Source organism: Allobosea sp. (genome assembly GCF_048595345.1).
In the GTDB taxonomy this organism is placed as follows: domain Bacteria; phylum Pseudomonadota; class Alphaproteobacteria; order Rhizobiales; family Beijerinckiaceae; genus Allobosea.
The window spans coordinates 14,056-30,514 of sequence record NZ_JBMDWH010000020.1; the positions used below are offsets into that span (position 1 = coordinate 14,056).

The following is a 16,459-nucleotide window of genomic DNA, read 5'->3' on the forward strand; positions in this document are numbered from 1 at the left end:
GACGCGGCCGACCGCTACTTGCCGATGCAGAACCCGGAGAACAACTGGTCCAGCACATCCTCGACGCCGATGCGACCGACCAGCCGTTCGAGTGCGAGCAACGCGACGCGAACCTCCTCGGCGATCAGCTCGCTATGCCCGTGATCGGCCTCGATCGCCCGCTGGAGCGCCTCGAGGGCCGAGCTGACCGCGACGCGATGGCGCTGCCGGGTCAAAATCGCCGGCTCCGTCGGACGCCCGGATTCGAGCCGGGCCCGAATCGAGTCGAGCAAGGCGGGCAAACCCTCGCCGGTCAGCGCGGAGACGGGCAGTTCTCCGGCCAGCATCGCACCGCCGAGATCGGCCTTCGTCGCGACTGTCAGCGCCCGCTCCTCGACGGCGCTTCGCTCCGGGGCCGAATCGATCGCTCTCAGGCTGAGCACGAGATCCGCCCGCTCCATCAATGCACGGGCGCGTCGAATACCCTCAGCCTCGATGGCGTCGTCGCTGTCCCGCAGGCCAGCGGTGTCGATGAGGATGACCGGCATGCCGCCGAGATCGAGCCGCACCTCCAGCGCGTCACGGGTCGTGCCTGCAATCGGCGAGACGATTGCCACGTCGCGTCGCGCCAGCGCGTTCAACAGACTGGACTTCCCGGCATTGGGCGGCCCGGCGAGAACGACGACGAAACCCTCCCGCACGCGCTCGCCGGTCTCGAAGCCGGTGAGAGCGCCGCGCAAGGATACCGTCACCTCTCGCAGAAGCGCCACCGCCTGCGCGATCAGGGGGCCGGCGACGTCGCCCTCGTCGGAAAAGTCGAGATCGGCGGCGAGAAGGCTCGCAGCTTCGATCAGGCGTGACCGCCACTCGTCGACCAGCCTGCCGAGCTCTCCGCTCATCTGCGCGAGCGCTTGGCGGCGCTGCCATTCCGTTTCCGAATCGATCAGGTCGGCCAGGCCCTCGACCTCGGCAAGGTCGAGCTTTCCGGCCTCGAAAGCGCGCCTGGTGAATTCGCCGGGCTCCGCCAGGCGGATGCCGGGCAGGGCAGTCAGCCGCAGCAGCAGAGCCGAAAGCACTGCCTGCGAACCATGGGGATGGAGTTCGGCGACATCCTCCCCAGTGAAGCTCGCAGGCCCAGGGAAGAACAAGACCAAGCCGCGATCGATCGGCTCGCCGGATGCATCGCGAAACAGGCGCAGCGTCGCGTATCGCGCCGGGGAAAGGGTGCCGCAGATCGTTTCGACGGCGAATCGGACTTGCGGTCCAGAGATCCGCACCACCGCGACCCCGGCGCGGCCCGGCGCGGAAGACAGGGCGACGATGGTGGGCTGAACGGGGCTCATGGCTTCGGTCACGGAGGCTCGGAACGTGGCTCTGGCAAATGGACGAGTGCCGCCGTCGGATCAATTCATACCCGCGCCAACGCCGGCCGAACGGTAGTACCACCGCCGATCGCAGGACGGGCCGGGAGCTTGGCACGAAAAAGCCGCCTCGGGCCTGCGGGTCCGGGCGGCTTTCGGGATGATTCGGTAGGACCGCAGGGGTCGCGGCCGGCTCAGGTGTTCATGGAATCGAAGAATTCCGAGTTCTGCTTGGTCTGCCGCAGCTTGTCGATGAGGAACTCGATCGCGTCCTGCGGACCCATCGGGTTGAGGATGCGGCGCAGCACATAGGTCTTCTGCAGGTCGGAGCGCGGCGTGATGAGCTCCTCCTTGCGGGTGCCCGATTTGAGGATATCGATCGCCGGGAAGATGCGCTTGTCGGCGACCTTGCGGTCGAGCACGATTTCCGAATTGCCGGTGCCCTTGAACTCCTCGAAGATCACCTCGTCCATGCGCGATCCGGTATCGATCAGCGCCGTGGCGACGATGGTCAGCGAGCCGCCTTCCTCGATATTGCGGGCCGCACCGAAGAAGCGCTTGGGGCGCTGCAGGGCGTTGGCGTCGACACCGCCGGTCAGCACCTTGCCGGAGGAGGGCACCACGGTGTTGTAGGCGCGGCCGAGGCGGGTGATCGAATCCAGCAGGATGACGACGTCGCGCCCGTGCTCGACCAGGCGCTTGGCCTTCTCGATCACCATCTCGGCGACCTGGACGTGGCGGGAAGACGGCTCGTCGAAGGTGGAGGAGACAACCTCGCCCTTCACCGAGCGCTGCATGTCGGTCACTTCCTCGGGCCGCTCGTCGATCAGCAGCACTATCAGATAGCATTCCGGATGGTTGGTCGTGATCGACTGCGCGATGTTCTGCAGCAGCACGGTCTTGCCGGTGCGTGGCGGCGCGACGATCAGCGCGCGCTGGCCCTTGCCGATCGGCGCGACGATGTCGATGACCCGCGGCGAGAAATCCTTCTTCGTCGGGTCCTGCACCTCGAGCTTCAGCCGCTGGTCCGGATAAAGCGGCGTGAGGTTGTCGAAGTGGATCTTGTGCTTGATCTTCTCCGGATCCTCGAAGTTGATCGTGTTGACCTTCAGCAGGGCGAAATAGCGCTCGCCATCCTTGGGGCTGCGGATGGGCCCCTCGACGGTGTCGCCCGTGCGCAGCCCGAATTTCCGGATCTGCGTCGGCGAGACATAGATGTCGTCCGGCCCCGGGAGATAATTGGAATCGGAAGAGCGCAGGAAGCCGAAGCCGTCCTGCAGGACCTCGACAACGCCCTCGCCGAGAATCTCGGTCTCGCGCGCGGCGAGCTGCTTGAGAATGGCGAACATCAGCTCCTGCTTGCGCATGGTGCTGGCGTTCTCGACCTCCACCTCTTCGGCGAAGGAGAGCAGCTCGGTCGGCGACTTGCTCTTGAGCTCTTGGAGCTTGATTTCCCGCATGGGACACCCGGATCGTAACGCCCTGCGAGGCAGGGAAGGGATTGTACTGGAACGATCGACCGGGCCGGTGGGCCTGCGCGTATTGTTCGCACCGCGAGCGACTGCGTTGCAGCCGGGCCTCAGACAGTCGATGACAGGAAGGACGCTGGAGAAGCGTGCCAGCGTGATAACCGGAATCGCGGCCGGGCTCAAGCCTAAACGCGCCGCCTTTTCAGAACGGCTTCACCACCACGAGGATCACGATACCGACCAGGAGCACGGCCGGCACTTCGTTGAGGATGCGGTAGAAGCGGCCGGACTTGTCGTTCCGGTCCTCGGCGAAGGCGCGCACGCGGCCGGCGAGATAGCCATGGATGCCGGAGAGGACGAGGACGAGCAGGATCTTGCCGTGCAGCCAGCCGCCCTTGAAGCCGAACGCGGCCCAGGCGAGGTAGAGGCCGAGAACCCAGCTCACGATCATCGCCGGGTTCATGATGCCCTTGAGCAGCCGGCGCTCCATTAGCTTGAAGGTCTCGGACTGGATCGAGCCCTTCTGCGCCGCGGCATGATAGACCATCAGCCGAGGCAGATAGAGCATCCCCGCCATCCATGAGATGACCGCGAGAATATGGAAGGCCTTGAGCCACTCATACATGGTCGATTTCCTTAGCCGCGAACGGTCTTGAGCAGCCGTTCGACATGCGCGATCGGCGTGTCGGGCAGGATGCCATGTCCCAGGTTGAAGATGAACGGGCGGCCCGCGAAAGCCTCCAGGATCGCCTCGGCCTCGCGCTCCAGTTCCGGCCCGCCGCTGCGCAGCAGCTGGGGATCGAAATGGCCCTGCACCGGCACGAGACTCTGGATTTCGCTGGCGGCGAAGGCACGGTCGATATCGGTTTCGAGCCCCACCGCATCGACGCGGGTCTGGCGGACATAATCGGGAATGAGCCGCCCCGCCCCGCGCGGAAAGCCGATGATCTTGAGGTTTGGGTGCGCCGCCCGCACCCCCTCGACGATCCGCCTGGTCGGCTCGACACTCCAGCGCTGGAAATCTGGCGCATCGAGCGAGCCTGCCCAGCTGTCGAAGATTTGCACGGCATCGACCCCGCCCGCGGCCTGTGCGGAGAGATAGCGGATCGAGGCCTCGACGATGCGATCGATGATCTGCTGGAACAACGCCGGATCGGCTGCGAACAGTGCCTTGGCCGGGCCTTGATCGGGGGTGCCGCGTCCGGCCACCATATAGGTGGCGACGGTCCAGGGCGCGCCGCAGAAGCCGATGAAGCCGGTGCCGGACGGCAGTGCCGCCCGGACCCGCGCCACCGTCTCCAGGATCGGCGAGAGCACATCGTCATCGGCGAGCGCGTCGATCTCCGACAGCCTGGCCGCATCGGCGACGGGCTCGAGGCGTGGGCCCTCACCCTGCACGAACCAGAGCTTCTGGCCGAGCGCCTGCGGAATGACGAGGATATCGGAAAACAGGATGGCGGCGTCGAAACCGAATCGGCGGATCGGCTGAAGCGTGACTTCCGCAGCCAGTTCCGGATTATAGCAGAGATCCAGAAAGCTTCCGGCCTTGGCACGCAGCTCGCGATACTCCGGCAGGTAGCGCCCCGCCTGGCGCATTAGCCAGACCGGTGGCGGGCTCGCCACTTCGCCGTTGAGCACGTCGATGAATCGGGACGTCTCTGCCTTCGCCAAGCCTGTGAGGCTCTCCATCCCGCATCCCTTTCAAAAGAGAATCCTTTTTAAAGATTCTTCTTTCTTTGACTCTTGGGCAGGCCAGATACCCGGATGCAATCCTGTCCACAACCGTTCCACAGCCGGTGGGGCGTCAGGTCGCGGGCGTTGGAGCGGGTCGAGGGGTGGTTAAGGGTTTCTTAACCAATCCGATTCCGCCGCCGCTTCGGTCGGCGGTACAATGATTCACGTGAAACACTTTCTTTACCATACACAGCCGCGGCCCTGTTGATGGCCGGCGGGGGTTATACAAGCGGCCCGGGCGAGGCCGGGTTTTCGCCCCCTTGTCCACATCTCTCCCGCCGGCTTGGGATAACCCGGCCTGCCCCGAGCCGGTCGCTTCGGGAACGCCGCCTGACAGATTTCGAGGACAAGCGGAGTCCCTTTTCCGGCCCGATGCTCTAGAGATGCAGGACCGTCAGAGCGAGGCGTCCCGTGGTCCGCAATTATTTCCATCTCCATCTGGTGTCCGACGCGACGGGTGAGACCCTGATCGCCGTCAGCCGCGCCGCTGCCGCGCAATACGAGACCGTCTCGGCGATCGAGCATGTCTATCCGCTGGTGCGTTCCGAGGCCCAGCTCGCCCGTGTGTTGGCCGAGATCGAATCCTCGCCGGGCGTGGTGCTCTACACATTGGTCGAGCCCGAATGGCAGGAGAAGCTGGAGAATTTCTGCCGCGATCTCGGTTGCCCGTGCCTGTCGGTTCTTCAGCCGGTCCTGTCGCTGTTCCAGTCCTATCTCGGCCAGGCCTCTGCGACCAAGCCGGGTGCCCAGCATGTCCTGAACACGGAATATTTCCGCCGTATCGACGCTATGAACTACACGCTGCTACATGATGACGGGCAGATGGGCGGCGATCTCGACAATGCCGATGTCATCCTGGTCGGCATCAGCCGGACGTCGAAGACGCCCACCTCGATCTATCTCGCCAATCGCGGCATCAAGACCGCCAACATTCCGCTCGTGCCGAACATGCCGCTGCCGGTGGAGCTGGAGACCGCGAAGAAGCCGCTGATCGTCGGCCTCGTCGCCAGCCCCGACCGCATTGTCCAGATCCGCCAGAACCGGCTGCTCTCGCTGCGCGCCGATGACGAGACTTCCTATGTCGATCCGGCCTCCGTCGCCGATGAGGTAGCCCAGTCCCGCCGGCTCTGCGCCCGCAAGGGATGGCCGGTGATCGACGTGACCCGCCGCTCGATCGAGGAGACGGCAGCGTCCATTCTCGATCTTCTGCGCGATCACCGCATGAAGTTCATCGCGACATGAGCGCCGCATCTCTGTGGCGCCGCTCCGAGCCTCTGATCCTGGCCTCGGGCAGCACGACCCGCCGCGCCATGCTCCTCGCCGCCGGGATCCCGGTCGATATCGTCAAGCCCGAGGTCGATGAGCGTGGGATCGAAGCGGGCCTGGCCGGGCAGGGCGCATCGGCGCGCGAGGTCGCGCAGGCGCTGGCAGTCGCCAAGGCCCAGGCGGTGGCGCAGGAAAGGCCGGGCCGCCTCGTGCTCGCGGCCGATCAGACGCTGGCCTGCGACGGCGCGAATTTTCACAAACCGGCGGATTCGGCAGCGGCAGCGGCGCAGCTGGCGAGCCTCGGAGGACGCACCCATCACTTGCACTCGGCCTTCGCCCTGGCGCGTGACGGCGAGGTCGTCGATGACGGTGTCGCCTCGGCGAGCCTCGTGATGCGGGCCCTGAGCCCCGACTTCATCGCGGCCTATTGCGCGGCGGCAGGTCCCGCCATCCTGCAGAGCGTCGGCGCCTACCAGATCGAAGGGCTGGGCGCGCAACTCTTCGAGAGCATCGAGGGCGACCATTTCACCATTCTGGGTCTGCCGCTCCTGCCCGTGCTCGCGGCCTTGCGCCGGCAGGGTTGCCTCGTCTCTTAACCATCTCCGTTCTGGACCAGATATCCGTCATGGCTCCTCGTTGCTTCGTCATCGGCGACCCGATCGCCCATTCCCGATCGCCGATGATCCATCGCTCCTGGCTGCGCCAATATGGACTCGCTGGCAGCTATGACGCCGTCCATGTCCTGCCGGCCGATCTGCCAACCTTCATGGCGCAGCTGCGGGAGGGAGCCTTCGCCGGCGGCAACGTCACCTTGCCGCACAAGGAGGCGGTGATCCCCTTCGTCGACGACATCAGCGAGGCGGGCCGCGCCATCGGTGCCGTGAACACGCTCTGGCGCGAGGGCGGGCGCCTGCATGCCGACAACACCGACATCGCCGGCTTTCTCGGTCATCTCGATGCCAGCGCTCCGGGCTGGCAGGAGCGGACAGGGACGGCGCTGGTGCTCGGCGCGGGAGGCGCGGCCAAGGGCATCTGCTACGGCCTGCTCGGGCGCTGCGTGGAGCGCATCATCCTCGTCAACCGCAGCCTTGGGCGGGCCGAGGAGCTGGCGGCCTCGCTGGGCAAGGCGATCGAGGTCAGGGAGTGGAGCCGGGCCTCTGAAACGGTTGCGGAGGCGGAGCTGATCGTCAACAGCACCGCGCTCGGGATGAGCGGCCAGCCGCCGCTCGAAATCGACCTGTCGCGGCTGCGGCCGGGCACGGTCGTCGACGACATCGTCTATGTGCCGCTGAAGACGGCCTTGCTGGCGGAGGCGGAGCGGCGGGGTGGGATTGCCGTGGACGGGCTCGGCATGCTGCTGCACCAGGCCGTGCCGGGCTTCGCCCGCTGGTTCGGCATCGTCCCGCAGGTCACGGCGCAGCTTCGCGCGACGATCGAAGCCGATATCCTGCGCTCCTGATTCGCCGGACACGTTGCATGACCTTCATCCTCGGCCTCACGGGTTCGATCGGCATGGGCAAATCGACGACGGCCGGGTTCTTCACCCGCTGCGGCGTGCCCTTGCACGATGCGGACGCGGCCGTTCACCAGCTGCATCGCGGCCGTGCGGCGGCGCCGATCGAGGCGGCCTTTCCCGGGACGGTGATCGACAGAGCGGTCGATCGCGCGCGTCTGGGCCAAGCGGTGCTAGGTCGGCCCGAAGCCCTGCGCCGGCTGGAGGAGATCATTCATCCGCTGGTGCGGGAGGAGGAGGAGGCCTTCATCGCCCGCAGCCGCGCCGCCGGCGCTGGCCTCGCCGTCATCGACGTGCCGCTGCTGCTGGAAACAGGGGGCGAGGCGCGCTGCGATGCGGTGCTGGTGGTGAGCGCGCCGGCCCCGATCCAGCGCGAGCGCGTCCTCGCCCGGCCCGGCATGTCGCCGGAAAAACTCGAGGCCATCCTCGCCCGCCAGATGCCCGACGCCGAGAAGCGGCGCCGCGCCCATTTCATTGTGGACACCGGCCGGGGGATGATGGCGGCCGAGCGGCAGGTGGGTTCTATCCTGCGGGTGCTGGCCGGACGGCCCGGCCGCGCGGCGCAGATGAGGTTCTGAACACGATGCGCGAGATCGTCCTCGATACCGAAACCACCGGCGTCGAACCGAACAACGGCGACCGCATCGTCGAGATCGGCTGCGTCGAGATGCTCAACCACGTCCCCACTGGCCGTACCTTCCACGTCTACATCAATCCCGAGCGGTCGATGCCGGTGGAGGCCTTCAATGTCCACGGCCTGTCGGAGCAGTTCCTGTCCGACAAGCCGGTCTTCGCGGCGGTGGCCCGGGATTTCGCGGAGTTCATCGCCGGGGCCCGCCTTGTCATCCATAACGCCGCCTTCGACGTCGGCTTCATCAACATGGAGTTCGCCCGCCTGGGCATGCCGCCGATCGAGCCTGCGCTGGTGGTGGATTCGCTGTCGATGGCGCGCCGCAAGCACCCCGGCGCCTCGAACAGCCTCGATGCGCTCTGCTCGCGCTACGGCATCGACAACAGCCGCCGCACCAAACACGGCGCGCTGCTCGATTCGGAAATCCTGGCCGAGGTCTATATCGAGCTGATCGGCGGCAAGCAGGCCTCGCTCGGCCTCGGCGTCGAAGCCTCGCCCGGCCGGCCGGGCGTCGCCCTGGTCGTCGAAAGGCCGCAGCGCCTGCGGCCTCTGGCCCCGCGCCTCGACGAAGCGGCCCTCGCCGCGCATCAGGCCTTCATCCTCGGCTCGCTCAAGGCCCCGCTCTGGAAGGGCTATCTCGGCATCACCGACGAAGCCGCGCAATAGCCGAAGCTCCACGGCATTCCGGCAAGGCGAGCAAAGCCGTTTCAGGGCGGTGAGGCTTCGCCCGTGAGGGCGGCTCCCCGCCCTCACGGGGCGCCTTCGCGGCCTCAGCCGGACTTGCGCCGCGACATCATGTTCAGGCCCTCGATCAGCGCCGAGAAGGCCATCGCCGCGTAGATGTAGCCCTTGGGCACATGCACGCCGAACCCCTCGGCGATGAGCGTGCCGCCGATCATCAGCAGGAAGCCGAGCGCCAGCATCACGATGGTCGGGTTCCTCTCGATGAACTTGGCCAGCGGGTCGGCGGCCAGCAGCATCGTCAGCACGGCCACCAGCACTGCGATCACCATCACCGGCACATGCTCGGTCATGCCGACGGCCGTGATGATCGAATCGATCGAGAACACCAGATCGAGGATCAGGATCTGCACGATCACGCCGCCGAAGGTCACGGTCGCGGCACGGCCGCCATCGAACACGTCCGGGCCCGGATCGGGATCGACCTTGTGATGGATTTCCTTGGTCGCCTTCCAGACGAGGAAGAGGCCGCCCGCGATGAGGATCAGATCGCGCCAGGAAAAGGCATGGCCGAAGATGGAGAAGATCGGCGCCGTAAGCTTGACGATGATCGCGACGGTGCTGAGCAGCGCCAGCCGCAGGATCAGCGCCAGGCCGATGCCGATCTTGCGGCCCTTGGAGCGCTGATGCTCGGGCAGCTTGTTGGTCAGGATGGAGATGAAGATCAGGTTGTCGATGCCGAGCACGACCTCCATGGCGATCAAGGCTCCGAGCGCGGCCCATACGGCGGGGTCGGAGGCAAGCGTCATCAGGGCGTCCATCGGGTCTCCATCGATATGCCGAAGGCGGGCGGCCCCTCCTCGCATTCGAAAGGGCCCTCCGCCGGAATGGCAGTCGAGATGGAGAGGTGGTCGCCCTCGCGCAAGGTCAACAATCCTGCGCAACAAACAAAAAGGGCCCCGCGAGGGGCCCTTTTCAATCCTGCTCGGGGGGCAGTGCTCAGGCGTTGCCGGCCGCCTGCAGCTCCTGCATGTTCTGCTGATACAGGGCCGCGAAGTCGATCGCGGGAACGTAGAAGGGCGGGAAGCCGCCGCCCTGCACCGCCTCGGCGATGATCTGGCGGGCGAAGGGGAAGAGCAGCCGCGCGCAATCGATCACCAGCACCGGGTGGATGTGCTCCTGCGGGACGTTCTGCAGGCGGAAGACGCCGCCATAGCTCAGATCGAAGGCGAACAGCGTCTCGCCGGCCATCTCGGCCTTGCCCTCGAGCTTCAGCACGGTCTCGTAATCGGTGTCGGCCAGCGGCGTGGTGCTGACATTCACCTGGAGTGACATTTGCGGGCCCTGCTGGGCTTCCTGCTGCGCCAAGGCGCGCGGCGCCTTCGGGTTCTCGAAGGAGAAATCCTTGATGTACTGGATCAGGGCGTTGAGGCTGGGGGCCGCGTCAGTGGCGCCATTGCCGTTGGGGAGTTCGTTGGCCATCGGTCCGCTCTGTTCCTGACAGGCTGTCTCGGGACATCCCGCGCCGCTCGGGCCGATACGGGATGCGCTGACGCTTCCGGCGCGCCGCGGGCGTCGGCTATCACGGACGGGTCGGAGGCACAAGAAGTCGCCTTCACAACCAAAGGGGTGGATGTTACGAGCCTTTGGCACCATATGACGCTGGGACGGCCTGCTGCGGCGACCGGGCGGCTGTCGCGAAAACCATGACGGGGAGCCGCGGGACCGCCTTCGATGCAAAATTCCTTCGATATCTCGACGCTGATCTTCCTGGCGCTGGCGGTTTTCGTCGCCTGGAAGCTGCGCTCCGTGCTCGGCCAGAAGACCGGCAGCGAGCAGCCGCCGAAGGATCCCTTCGCCCGTCGCGAGGCGCCGCCTCCGCCGCGGCCGGACCAGGCCGGTCCCGCCTCCGAGCCGCGCGACAACGTCATCCGCCTGCCCGGCGCCGCCAATGATCCGGTCGTTACGCCAGTTCCGGCGGCCGAGCGCTGGAAGGACATCGCGCCGGCCGGCAGCCCAGTGATCGTCGGCATCGAGGCGATCGCCGCGCAGGAGCCCGGCTTCGATCCGCATGAATTCCTCGTCGGCGCGAAATCGGCCTACGAGACGATCGTGACCGCCTTTGCGCGCGGCGACCGCAAGACGCTGAAGAGCCTGCTGGCGAAGGACGTCTATGACGGCTTCGAGCAGGCCATCACCGATCGCGAAAAGCGCGGCGAGAAGGCCGAATCCAATTTCGTCTCGATCGACAAGGCCGATTTCGTCTCCGTCGAGGTGAAGGGCAAGACGGCCCAGGTCACCCTCGCCTTCGTCTCGCAGCTGATCAGCGTGACCCGCGACGCGCAGGGCGCCGTGGTCGATGGCAATGCCGAGCAGGTCGTTCAGGTCAACGATATCTGGACGTTCTCGCGCCAGCTCGGCAGCCGCGACCCCAACTGGCTGCTGGTCGCCACCGAAGCCGGCGCGTGAGCCATGGGCGGGCCGGTCTGCTTCTGGCGCTCGGCCTGTGCTTTACCGCGGTGACGGCGATGGCGTCCGCGCCTTTTCCCTTGCCCCCGGGAGCCGGCGCCGAGGCGCTCCAGCCGGCTGATCTGCCCGGCTGGACGAGCGACGACCAGTCCCGCGCCTTCGCGGTGTTCGCCGGCGGCTGCACCGCCGATCCGCCTCTGCGCCAGGCCGTGCCGGTGCCTCCGGGCCTGGCCGAGGCCTGCGAGCGCGCCAAGGTGATCGCTCATGCTGGCCCTGTCTCCACCGAGCAGGCCCGGCATTTCTTCGAAAAGCATTTCAGCGTCTGGCGGATTCGCCCCCTGCAGGGCGGCAGCGGCTTCATGACAGGTTACTTCGAGCCCGAATTCGAGGGCTCGCCGACCCGCAGCGAGGCTTTTCCGACCCCGCTTTACGACCGGCCGCGGGACCTGGTGACGCGCCAGCCCGGCGAGGTCTGGCCGGGTCTCGACCCCCAGCTCTCAGCCGCGCGCCGCACGGCGAAGGGCCTCGAGCCCTTCCCCGACCGCGCGGCGATCGACGCCGGCGCCCTTGACGGGCAGGGTCTGGAAATCCTCTGGCTGCGTGATCCGGTCGATCGTTTCGTGCTGCAGGTCCAGGGTTCGGGCCGGGTGCGCCTGCCGGACGGCTCGGTGACGCGGCTTGTCTATTCGGGCCGGAACGGGCTGCCCTACACCTCTCTCGGCCGCGTGCTCAGCCAGCGCGAGGCGATCCCGCCCGAGCAGATGACGATGGACCGGCTGGTGGCGCGGCTGAAGGCGGATGCCGGCTTCGCGCGCGATCTCATCCGCCTGAACCGCTCCTTCGTCTTCTTCACGCGGCGGGACGATCTGCCGGCGCAGGCGGGACCGATCGGCGGAGCCGGCCTGCCGTTGACCCCGCTGCGCAGCATCGCGATCGATCGCACCCTCTGGCCCTATGGGCTGCCGGTCTGGATCGATGCCACGATTCCGGACGGGCAAGGCGGCGACGAGCATCTCGCCCGCCTCGTGGTCGCGCAGGATACCGGCTCGGCGATTCTGGGCCCGGCCCGGCTCGACCTGTTCGTTGGCTCGGGCGCAGCGGCCGGGCATCGCGCCGGGCTGATTCGCCACCCTGTTTCCTTCATCGTGTTCTGGCCGCGCTGAGATGCGCTCGCGCCGGGGCAAGACGCTGAGCGAGGCCGATATCGCCCTCTGGCGACAGGTGGCGCGCACGGTGAAGCCCCTGCCCGGGCGGCTGCCGGTGGAACCCGAACCTGCGGCCCCGGCACCTCCGCCGCCGGCCGCCGAAGCTGCGATGGCCACCGCCAGGGCCGTGACGGCTAGGCTCACCCCCACCCTCCCCGCGCCCCTGCCGCTTGCCCCGATCGAGCGGCGGCTGCGCACGCAGCTGCGCCGGGGGCAGCAGGAGATCGAGGCCTCGATCGATCTTCACGGCATGCGGCAGGACGAGGCGCATCTGGCGCTGCACGCCTTTCTGCGCCGCCAGCAGGGCCGCGGCACGCGCCTCGTGCTGGTGGTCACCGGCAAGGGCGGGGCGGCGCCGATGGCGTTCGGGGAGGAGCGCGGCGTGCTGCGGCGCATGGTGCCGCACTGGCTGCGGCATGCCGAATTGCGGCCGCTGGTGCTGGGCTTCGAGGAGGCCGAGCAGCGCCATGGCGGTGCCGGCGCGCTCTATATCCGTCTCCGGCGTCCGAAAGGCCACGGGCCGTGACGCCGTTCGGAAGACGGGTGCGCGAGTTGCGGGAGCAGCGCGGCATCACCCTGGCGCAGATGGCGGAGGGCCTCGGCGTGACGTCGGCCTATCTCTCCGCGCTCGAGCACGGCAAGCGTGGCCGCCCGACCTTCACCCTCATCCAGGGCGCGATCCATCTCCTGGGCGTGATCTGGGACGAGGCGGACGAGCTCGTGCGCCTCGCCGATCTCTCCCATCCCCGCGTCGTGATCGACACGGCCGGGCTCGACTCCGAGGCGACTTTGTTCGCCAACCGTCTTTCGCGCGAGATCGCCAGCCTGCGGCTGGAGGATCTGGACAGGCTCGGAGCCGTGCTGGACGAGGCGGAGCGCCGGCGCGGCGCTTGACCGGCCCCGCCATGAATGCCACAGCGCCGCCCAGCTTCCTTCCGGCGCCGCGGCGCCGCCATCCGGATCGACCATGACCCAGTCCCGCACCGACGTCCTCGCTCTCGGCAACGCCATCGTCGATGTGCTCGCTTTGGCCGAGGAGGATTTCCTCGCCGCCCAGTCCCTGACCAAGGGGGCGATGATGCTGATCGACGAGGCGCGCGCCGAAGCACTCTATGCGGCGATGGGCCCGGCCCGCATCATCTCCGGCGGCTCGGCGGCAAACACCATCGCCGGCATCGCCTCCTTCGGCGGAAAGGGCGGCTTCATCGGCAAGGTGCGCAACGACGAGCTCGGCCGGCTCTACCGCCACGACCTGACCTCGCTCGGCGTCGCCTTCGGCACGGCCGATGCGACGGAAGGCCCGGCGACGGCGCGTTCCTTCATCATCGTGACGCCCGATGGCGAGCGCACCATGAACACCTATCTCGGCGCCTGCCAGGGCCTCTCGGTCGCGGATGTCGATCAGGCGGCCGTCGAAGCGGCCGACATCGTCTATCTCGAAGGCTATCTCTGGGATCCGCCGGCGGCGAAGGAAGCTTTCCGCAAGGCGTCCGAGATCGCGCACAAGGCCGGCGGGAAGGTCGCCATCACCCTCTCCGATTCCTTCTGCGTCGATCGCTATCGCGACGAATTCATCGGCCTCGTCCGCAACCGCATGGTCGATCTCGTCTTCGCCAATGAGCATGAGCTCAAGAGCCTCTACCAGACGGCCGATTTCGACACCGCCCTCTCGGCCCTGCGCGCGGAGAACATCGCAGCCGTGGTGACCCGCTCGGAAAAGGGCGCGCTCGCCGTGACGCCGGATGCCATCGTCGAGGAGCCGGTCTTCCCGGTCGAGCGCGTGGTCGACGCCACCGGCGCCGGCGACCTCTTCGCCGCCGGCTTCCTGTTCGGCCTGACCTCGAACCGCGAGACGCGCGATTGCCTGCGCCTGGGCGCGCTGGCCGCCGCCGAGATCATCTCCCATCTCGGCGCCCGGCCGGATGTGAGCCTCAAGACGCTGGCGGGGAATGAAGGGCTGCTGTGAGCTTTCCCTTCCGGGGAGAAGGTGTCTGCGGAGCAGTTGGATGAGCGAGGGTCGCGCAGGCGGCCCTTTCTTGCTTTTGGATGAAACGGTCTGCCCTCATCCGTCACGGCTTCGCCGTGCCACCTTCTCCCCGGAAGGGAGAAGGGAAACCACATCCCTCAATACAGCGACGCCTTGACCCGCTCCGGCAGCGCCTTATCGTAGGCCTCGCCATCGAAGGTCTCGACCTCGGCCTTGCGGGCGGTGATGTCGCGCAGGATCTGGCCAGCGCTCGGCACGCTGCGCTTGTCGACGTGCTTGGCGGCGTTCCATAATTCCGCCCGCACCACCGCGCGCGAGCATTGGAAGTAGACGGCCTCGACATGAACGATCATGACGCTCGCCGGCAGTTTTCCCGCCATCGCAAGGCGCGCGCACAACCTAGGATCGCAGGATAACTCCGCACGTCCGTTCACGCGCAGTGTCTCGCCATATCCGGGGATCATGAAGAGCATTCCGATTCGATCGTCGAACAGGATATTCTTCAGTGAATCCAGTCGGTTATTGCCTCTTCGGTCCGGAATCAGGAGCGTTTTCGCGTCCCGGACCGTGACGAAGCCCGGCATATCCCCGCGCGGCGAGCAATCCAGCCCCTGCGGACCGACCGTCGCGAGCACGAAAAACGGCGAGGCCGCGATCAGCGCCGCATAGTTCGCGTCGACATGGTCGAGCTCCTTATGAACCGAAGCTGGCGCGATCGGCCCGGGATAGAGCGCCGCGAGCTGGTCGAGCGAGGTGATGCTGTGGTCGGACATGCTGCCGGTCTCCATGGCGTCGAATAAGTCTAGACTATTGTGCGCCGCTGGTCATCCGGCCTTTGCTCAGATCAATGAGGCTGCTATCGCCCCGGCGAGGCTTGTCGGGTTCTCGGTCGCCATCCCATGGCCGGCATCGGCGACGATGCGGATCGCGATGCCGGCTTCCGCAAGGCCATCCGCTTCGGGATAGGGCAGCGACCACTCGCCGATGATGAAGCTGCGCGGCACTTTGAGTCCCAGCAGCAGGCTGCGCCAACTCGGGTCGCTTCCGACCACCAGTGCGGTCGCGCCGCGCTGCACGGCATAGGGTGCGCTTACCGCCATGGAAGCGGCCCACACCCCGTCACCATCGGCGCGGCTCGCCTGTATCACCGCGCGATGGCCGGTCGCGACATAGGCGGCGTCGGGAATGGCGGCGATGTTGCGGCTGAAAACTCCGCCGCCCGGCACCAGATTCGGCTCGCTCACGATCAGCCGACGGAGCCGGCCTTGCAGACGCGCAGCGGCGTCGATCGCAATCGCCCCGCCCATGCTGTGTCCGAAGAGATCGACTTCGGGCAAGTCGAGATGCTCGACCAGCGCGACAATGCAGCCGGCATGGTCGGAAACGGTGTAGCCGAAGTCTTCCGGGCGATCGCTGAAGCCCGAGCCCAGGAGATCGACAAGCAGCATCCGCCGTCCGCGCAAGGTGGGATCGGCCGCCACGGCCGGGAAGTCGCAGGACGAGGCACAGCCCAGGCCATGAATGAAGATTAGCGCAGGGCCGTCGCCGGACAGCTCGTGATAGCGCATCCGGCTCGCTTGCGCGCCGGCGATGGCAACGGACTTCATCGGCGATTCCTGAAGGTCATCGCGGGTCCTTCTCGCAAGAAACTGACGGCTCGCGGCAGCAGCGGTGCGGCACTGGACGAAAAACGCCCCGCATCTTGCGATGCGGGGCGCTCTTTTTCTGTGAAGCCTGATGCCTCAGCAGCCGCGGATCACTCCGCCTGCTGCTTCTCGCGGGACTTCTCGGCCTCGCGCTGGGCCTTCAGCTTCTCGGTCAGGTCCTCGCCGGTGGTCTGGTCGACGACCTTCATCGAGAGGCGGATCTTGCCGCGCTCGTCCTGGCCGAGGAACTTGACCTTGACCTTGTCGCCTTCCTTGACGACGTCCGAGACCTTCTGGACGCGCTGCGGGGCGAGCTCCGAGATGTGGACGAGGCCGTCCTTGGCGCCGAAGAAGTTCACGAAGGCGCCGAACTCCATGATCTTCACGACGGTGCCGTCATAGATCACGCCGACTTCGGCTTCCGAGACGATCGACTTGATCCACTTGATCGCCGCTTCGATCGACTTGCCGTCGGCCGAGGCGATCTTGATGGTGCCGTCGTCTTCGATGTTGACCTT

The 16,459-nt window shown here is 66.9% G+C and carries 18 protein-coding genes and 1 pseudogene; 10 read left to right on the forward strand and 9 right to left on the reverse strand.

Going from position 1 to position 16,459, the window contains the following annotated elements; genetic code table 11:
- Positions 1–14: 14 nt before the first annotated feature.
- From mnmE to hemE, 4 genes and pseudogenes are all read right to left on the reverse strand, one after another.
- A complete protein-coding gene (gene mnmE / locus ACOJTB_RS03150) occupies positions 15–1,334 on the reverse strand; it encodes a tRNA uridine-5-carboxymethylaminomethyl(34) synthesis GTPase MnmE (RefSeq protein WP_420101066.1) in 1,320 nt (439 codons plus the stop codon).
- A gap of 200 nt (positions 1,335–1,534) precedes the next feature.
- Positions 1,535–2,800, reverse strand: a complete 1,266-nt coding sequence (gene rho / locus ACOJTB_RS03155) for a transcription termination factor Rho (protein WP_420101067.1) — start codon at positions 2,798–2,800, stop codon at positions 1,535–1,537.
- Positions 2,801–3,011: 211 nt separating this feature from the next.
- Positions 3,012–3,437: pseudogene (gene hemJ / locus ACOJTB_RS03160) on the reverse strand (protoporphyrinogen oxidase HemJ); the annotation flags it as partial.
- Between the two features lie 8 nt (positions 3,438–3,445).
- The gene (gene hemE, locus ACOJTB_RS03165; RefSeq protein ID WP_420101084.1) at positions 3,446–4,480 is read right to left on the reverse strand and encodes a uroporphyrinogen decarboxylase; all 1,035 of its coding nucleotides are present in this window, start codon (positions 4,478–4,480) and stop codon (positions 3,446–3,448) included.
- Between the two features lie 474 nt (positions 4,481–4,954).
- Between hemE and ACOJTB_RS03170 the strand changes: the two genes are divergently transcribed.
- The 5 genes from ACOJTB_RS03170 to dnaQ are packed head-to-tail and all read left to right on the forward strand — an operon-like array spanning position 4,955 to position 8,619.
- A complete protein-coding gene (locus tag ACOJTB_RS03170) occupies positions 4,955–5,785 on the forward strand; it encodes a pyruvate, water dikinase regulatory protein (RefSeq protein ID WP_420101068.1) in 831 nt (276 codons plus the stop codon).
- Positions 5,782–6,405 carry a Maf family protein gene (locus ACOJTB_RS03175; RefSeq protein ID WP_420101069.1) on the forward strand — a complete coding sequence of 208 codons (624 nt, stop codon included), beginning with the start codon at positions 5,782–5,784 and terminating at the stop codon, positions 6,403–6,405. The genes ACOJTB_RS03170 and ACOJTB_RS03175 overlap by 4 nt, the downstream gene beginning before the upstream one ends.
- 29 nt (positions 6,406–6,434) lie before the next feature.
- Positions 6,435–7,268 carry a shikimate dehydrogenase gene (locus ACOJTB_RS03180; protein ID WP_420101070.1) on the forward strand — a complete coding sequence of 278 codons (834 nt, stop codon included), beginning with the start codon at positions 6,435–6,437 and terminating at the stop codon, positions 7,266–7,268.
- A 17-nt stretch (positions 7,269–7,285) separates the two neighbouring features.
- Entirely contained in the window at positions 7,286–7,900 is a 615-nt protein-coding gene (coaE, locus tag ACOJTB_RS03185) for a dephospho-CoA kinase (RefSeq protein WP_420101071.1), read from the forward strand.
- 5 nt (positions 7,901–7,905) lie between these two features.
- Positions 7,906–8,619 (forward strand): DNA polymerase III subunit epsilon, encoded by a 714-nt coding sequence (dnaQ, locus tag ACOJTB_RS03190; protein WP_420101072.1) that lies wholly within the window; start codon positions 7,906–7,908, stop codon positions 8,617–8,619.
- Positions 8,620–8,723: 104 nt separating this feature from the next.
- Here the strand turns inward: dnaQ and ACOJTB_RS03195 are convergent, their stop codons facing one another.
- On the reverse strand, positions 8,724–9,455 hold the full coding sequence (locus ACOJTB_RS03195) for a TerC family protein (protein ID WP_420101073.1): 732 nt from the start codon (positions 9,453–9,455) through the stop codon (positions 8,724–8,726).
- 178 nt (positions 9,456–9,633) lie between these two features.
- Entirely contained in the window at positions 9,634–10,116 is a 483-nt protein-coding gene (gene secB / locus ACOJTB_RS03200; protein ID WP_420101074.1) for a protein-export chaperone SecB, read from the reverse strand.
- 252 nt (positions 10,117–10,368) lie between these two features.
- Between secB and ACOJTB_RS03205 the strand changes: the two genes are divergently transcribed.
- The 5 genes from ACOJTB_RS03205 (at position 10,369) to ACOJTB_RS03225 (ending at position 14,274) form a co-directional block, all read left to right on the forward strand.
- Positions 10,369–11,103 carry a Tim44/TimA family putative adaptor protein gene (locus ACOJTB_RS03205; protein ID WP_420101075.1) on the forward strand — a complete coding sequence of 245 codons (735 nt, stop codon included), beginning with the start codon at positions 10,369–10,371 and terminating at the stop codon, positions 11,101–11,103.
- A complete protein-coding gene (gene mltA, locus ACOJTB_RS03210) occupies positions 11,100–12,266 on the forward strand; it encodes a murein transglycosylase A (RefSeq protein ID WP_420101076.1) in 1,167 nt (388 codons plus the stop codon). The genes ACOJTB_RS03205 and mltA overlap by 4 nt, the downstream gene beginning before the upstream one ends.
- Position 12,267: 1 nt before the next feature.
- Entirely contained in the window at positions 12,268–12,834 is a 567-nt protein-coding gene (locus ACOJTB_RS03215) for a Smr/MutS family protein (protein WP_420101077.1), read from the forward strand.
- Positions 12,831–13,202 (forward strand): helix-turn-helix domain-containing protein, encoded by a 372-nt coding sequence (locus ACOJTB_RS03220; RefSeq protein WP_420101078.1) that lies wholly within the window; start codon positions 12,831–12,833, stop codon positions 13,200–13,202. Before ACOJTB_RS03215 ends, ACOJTB_RS03220 begins: the two co-directional genes overlap by 4 nt.
- Before the next feature lie 73 nt (positions 13,203–13,275).
- Positions 13,276–14,274 (forward strand): adenosine kinase, encoded by a 999-nt coding sequence (locus ACOJTB_RS03225; protein ID WP_420101079.1) that lies wholly within the window; start codon positions 13,276–13,278, stop codon positions 14,272–14,274.
- Between the two features lie 158 nt (positions 14,275–14,432).
- On the opposite strand, the gene ACOJTB_RS03230 is transcribed toward ACOJTB_RS03225, so the two are convergent.
- From ACOJTB_RS03230 to ACOJTB_RS03240, 3 genes are all read right to left on the reverse strand, one after another.
- Positions 14,433–15,068 carry a pyridoxamine 5'-phosphate oxidase family protein gene (locus tag ACOJTB_RS03230; RefSeq protein WP_420101080.1) on the reverse strand — a complete coding sequence of 212 codons (636 nt, stop codon included), beginning with the start codon at positions 15,066–15,068 and terminating at the stop codon, positions 14,433–14,435.
- 66 nt (positions 15,069–15,134) lie between these two features.
- Positions 15,135–15,902, reverse strand: coding sequence for an alpha/beta fold hydrolase (locus ACOJTB_RS03235; protein ID WP_420101081.1), 768 nt, complete (start codon positions 15,900–15,902; stop codon positions 15,135–15,137).
- Positions 15,903–16,051: 149 nt separating this feature from the next.
- Positions 16,052–16,459 (reverse strand): S1 RNA-binding domain-containing protein (locus ACOJTB_RS03240; protein ID WP_420101082.1); only part of this gene is annotated, 408 nt, incomplete at its 5' end.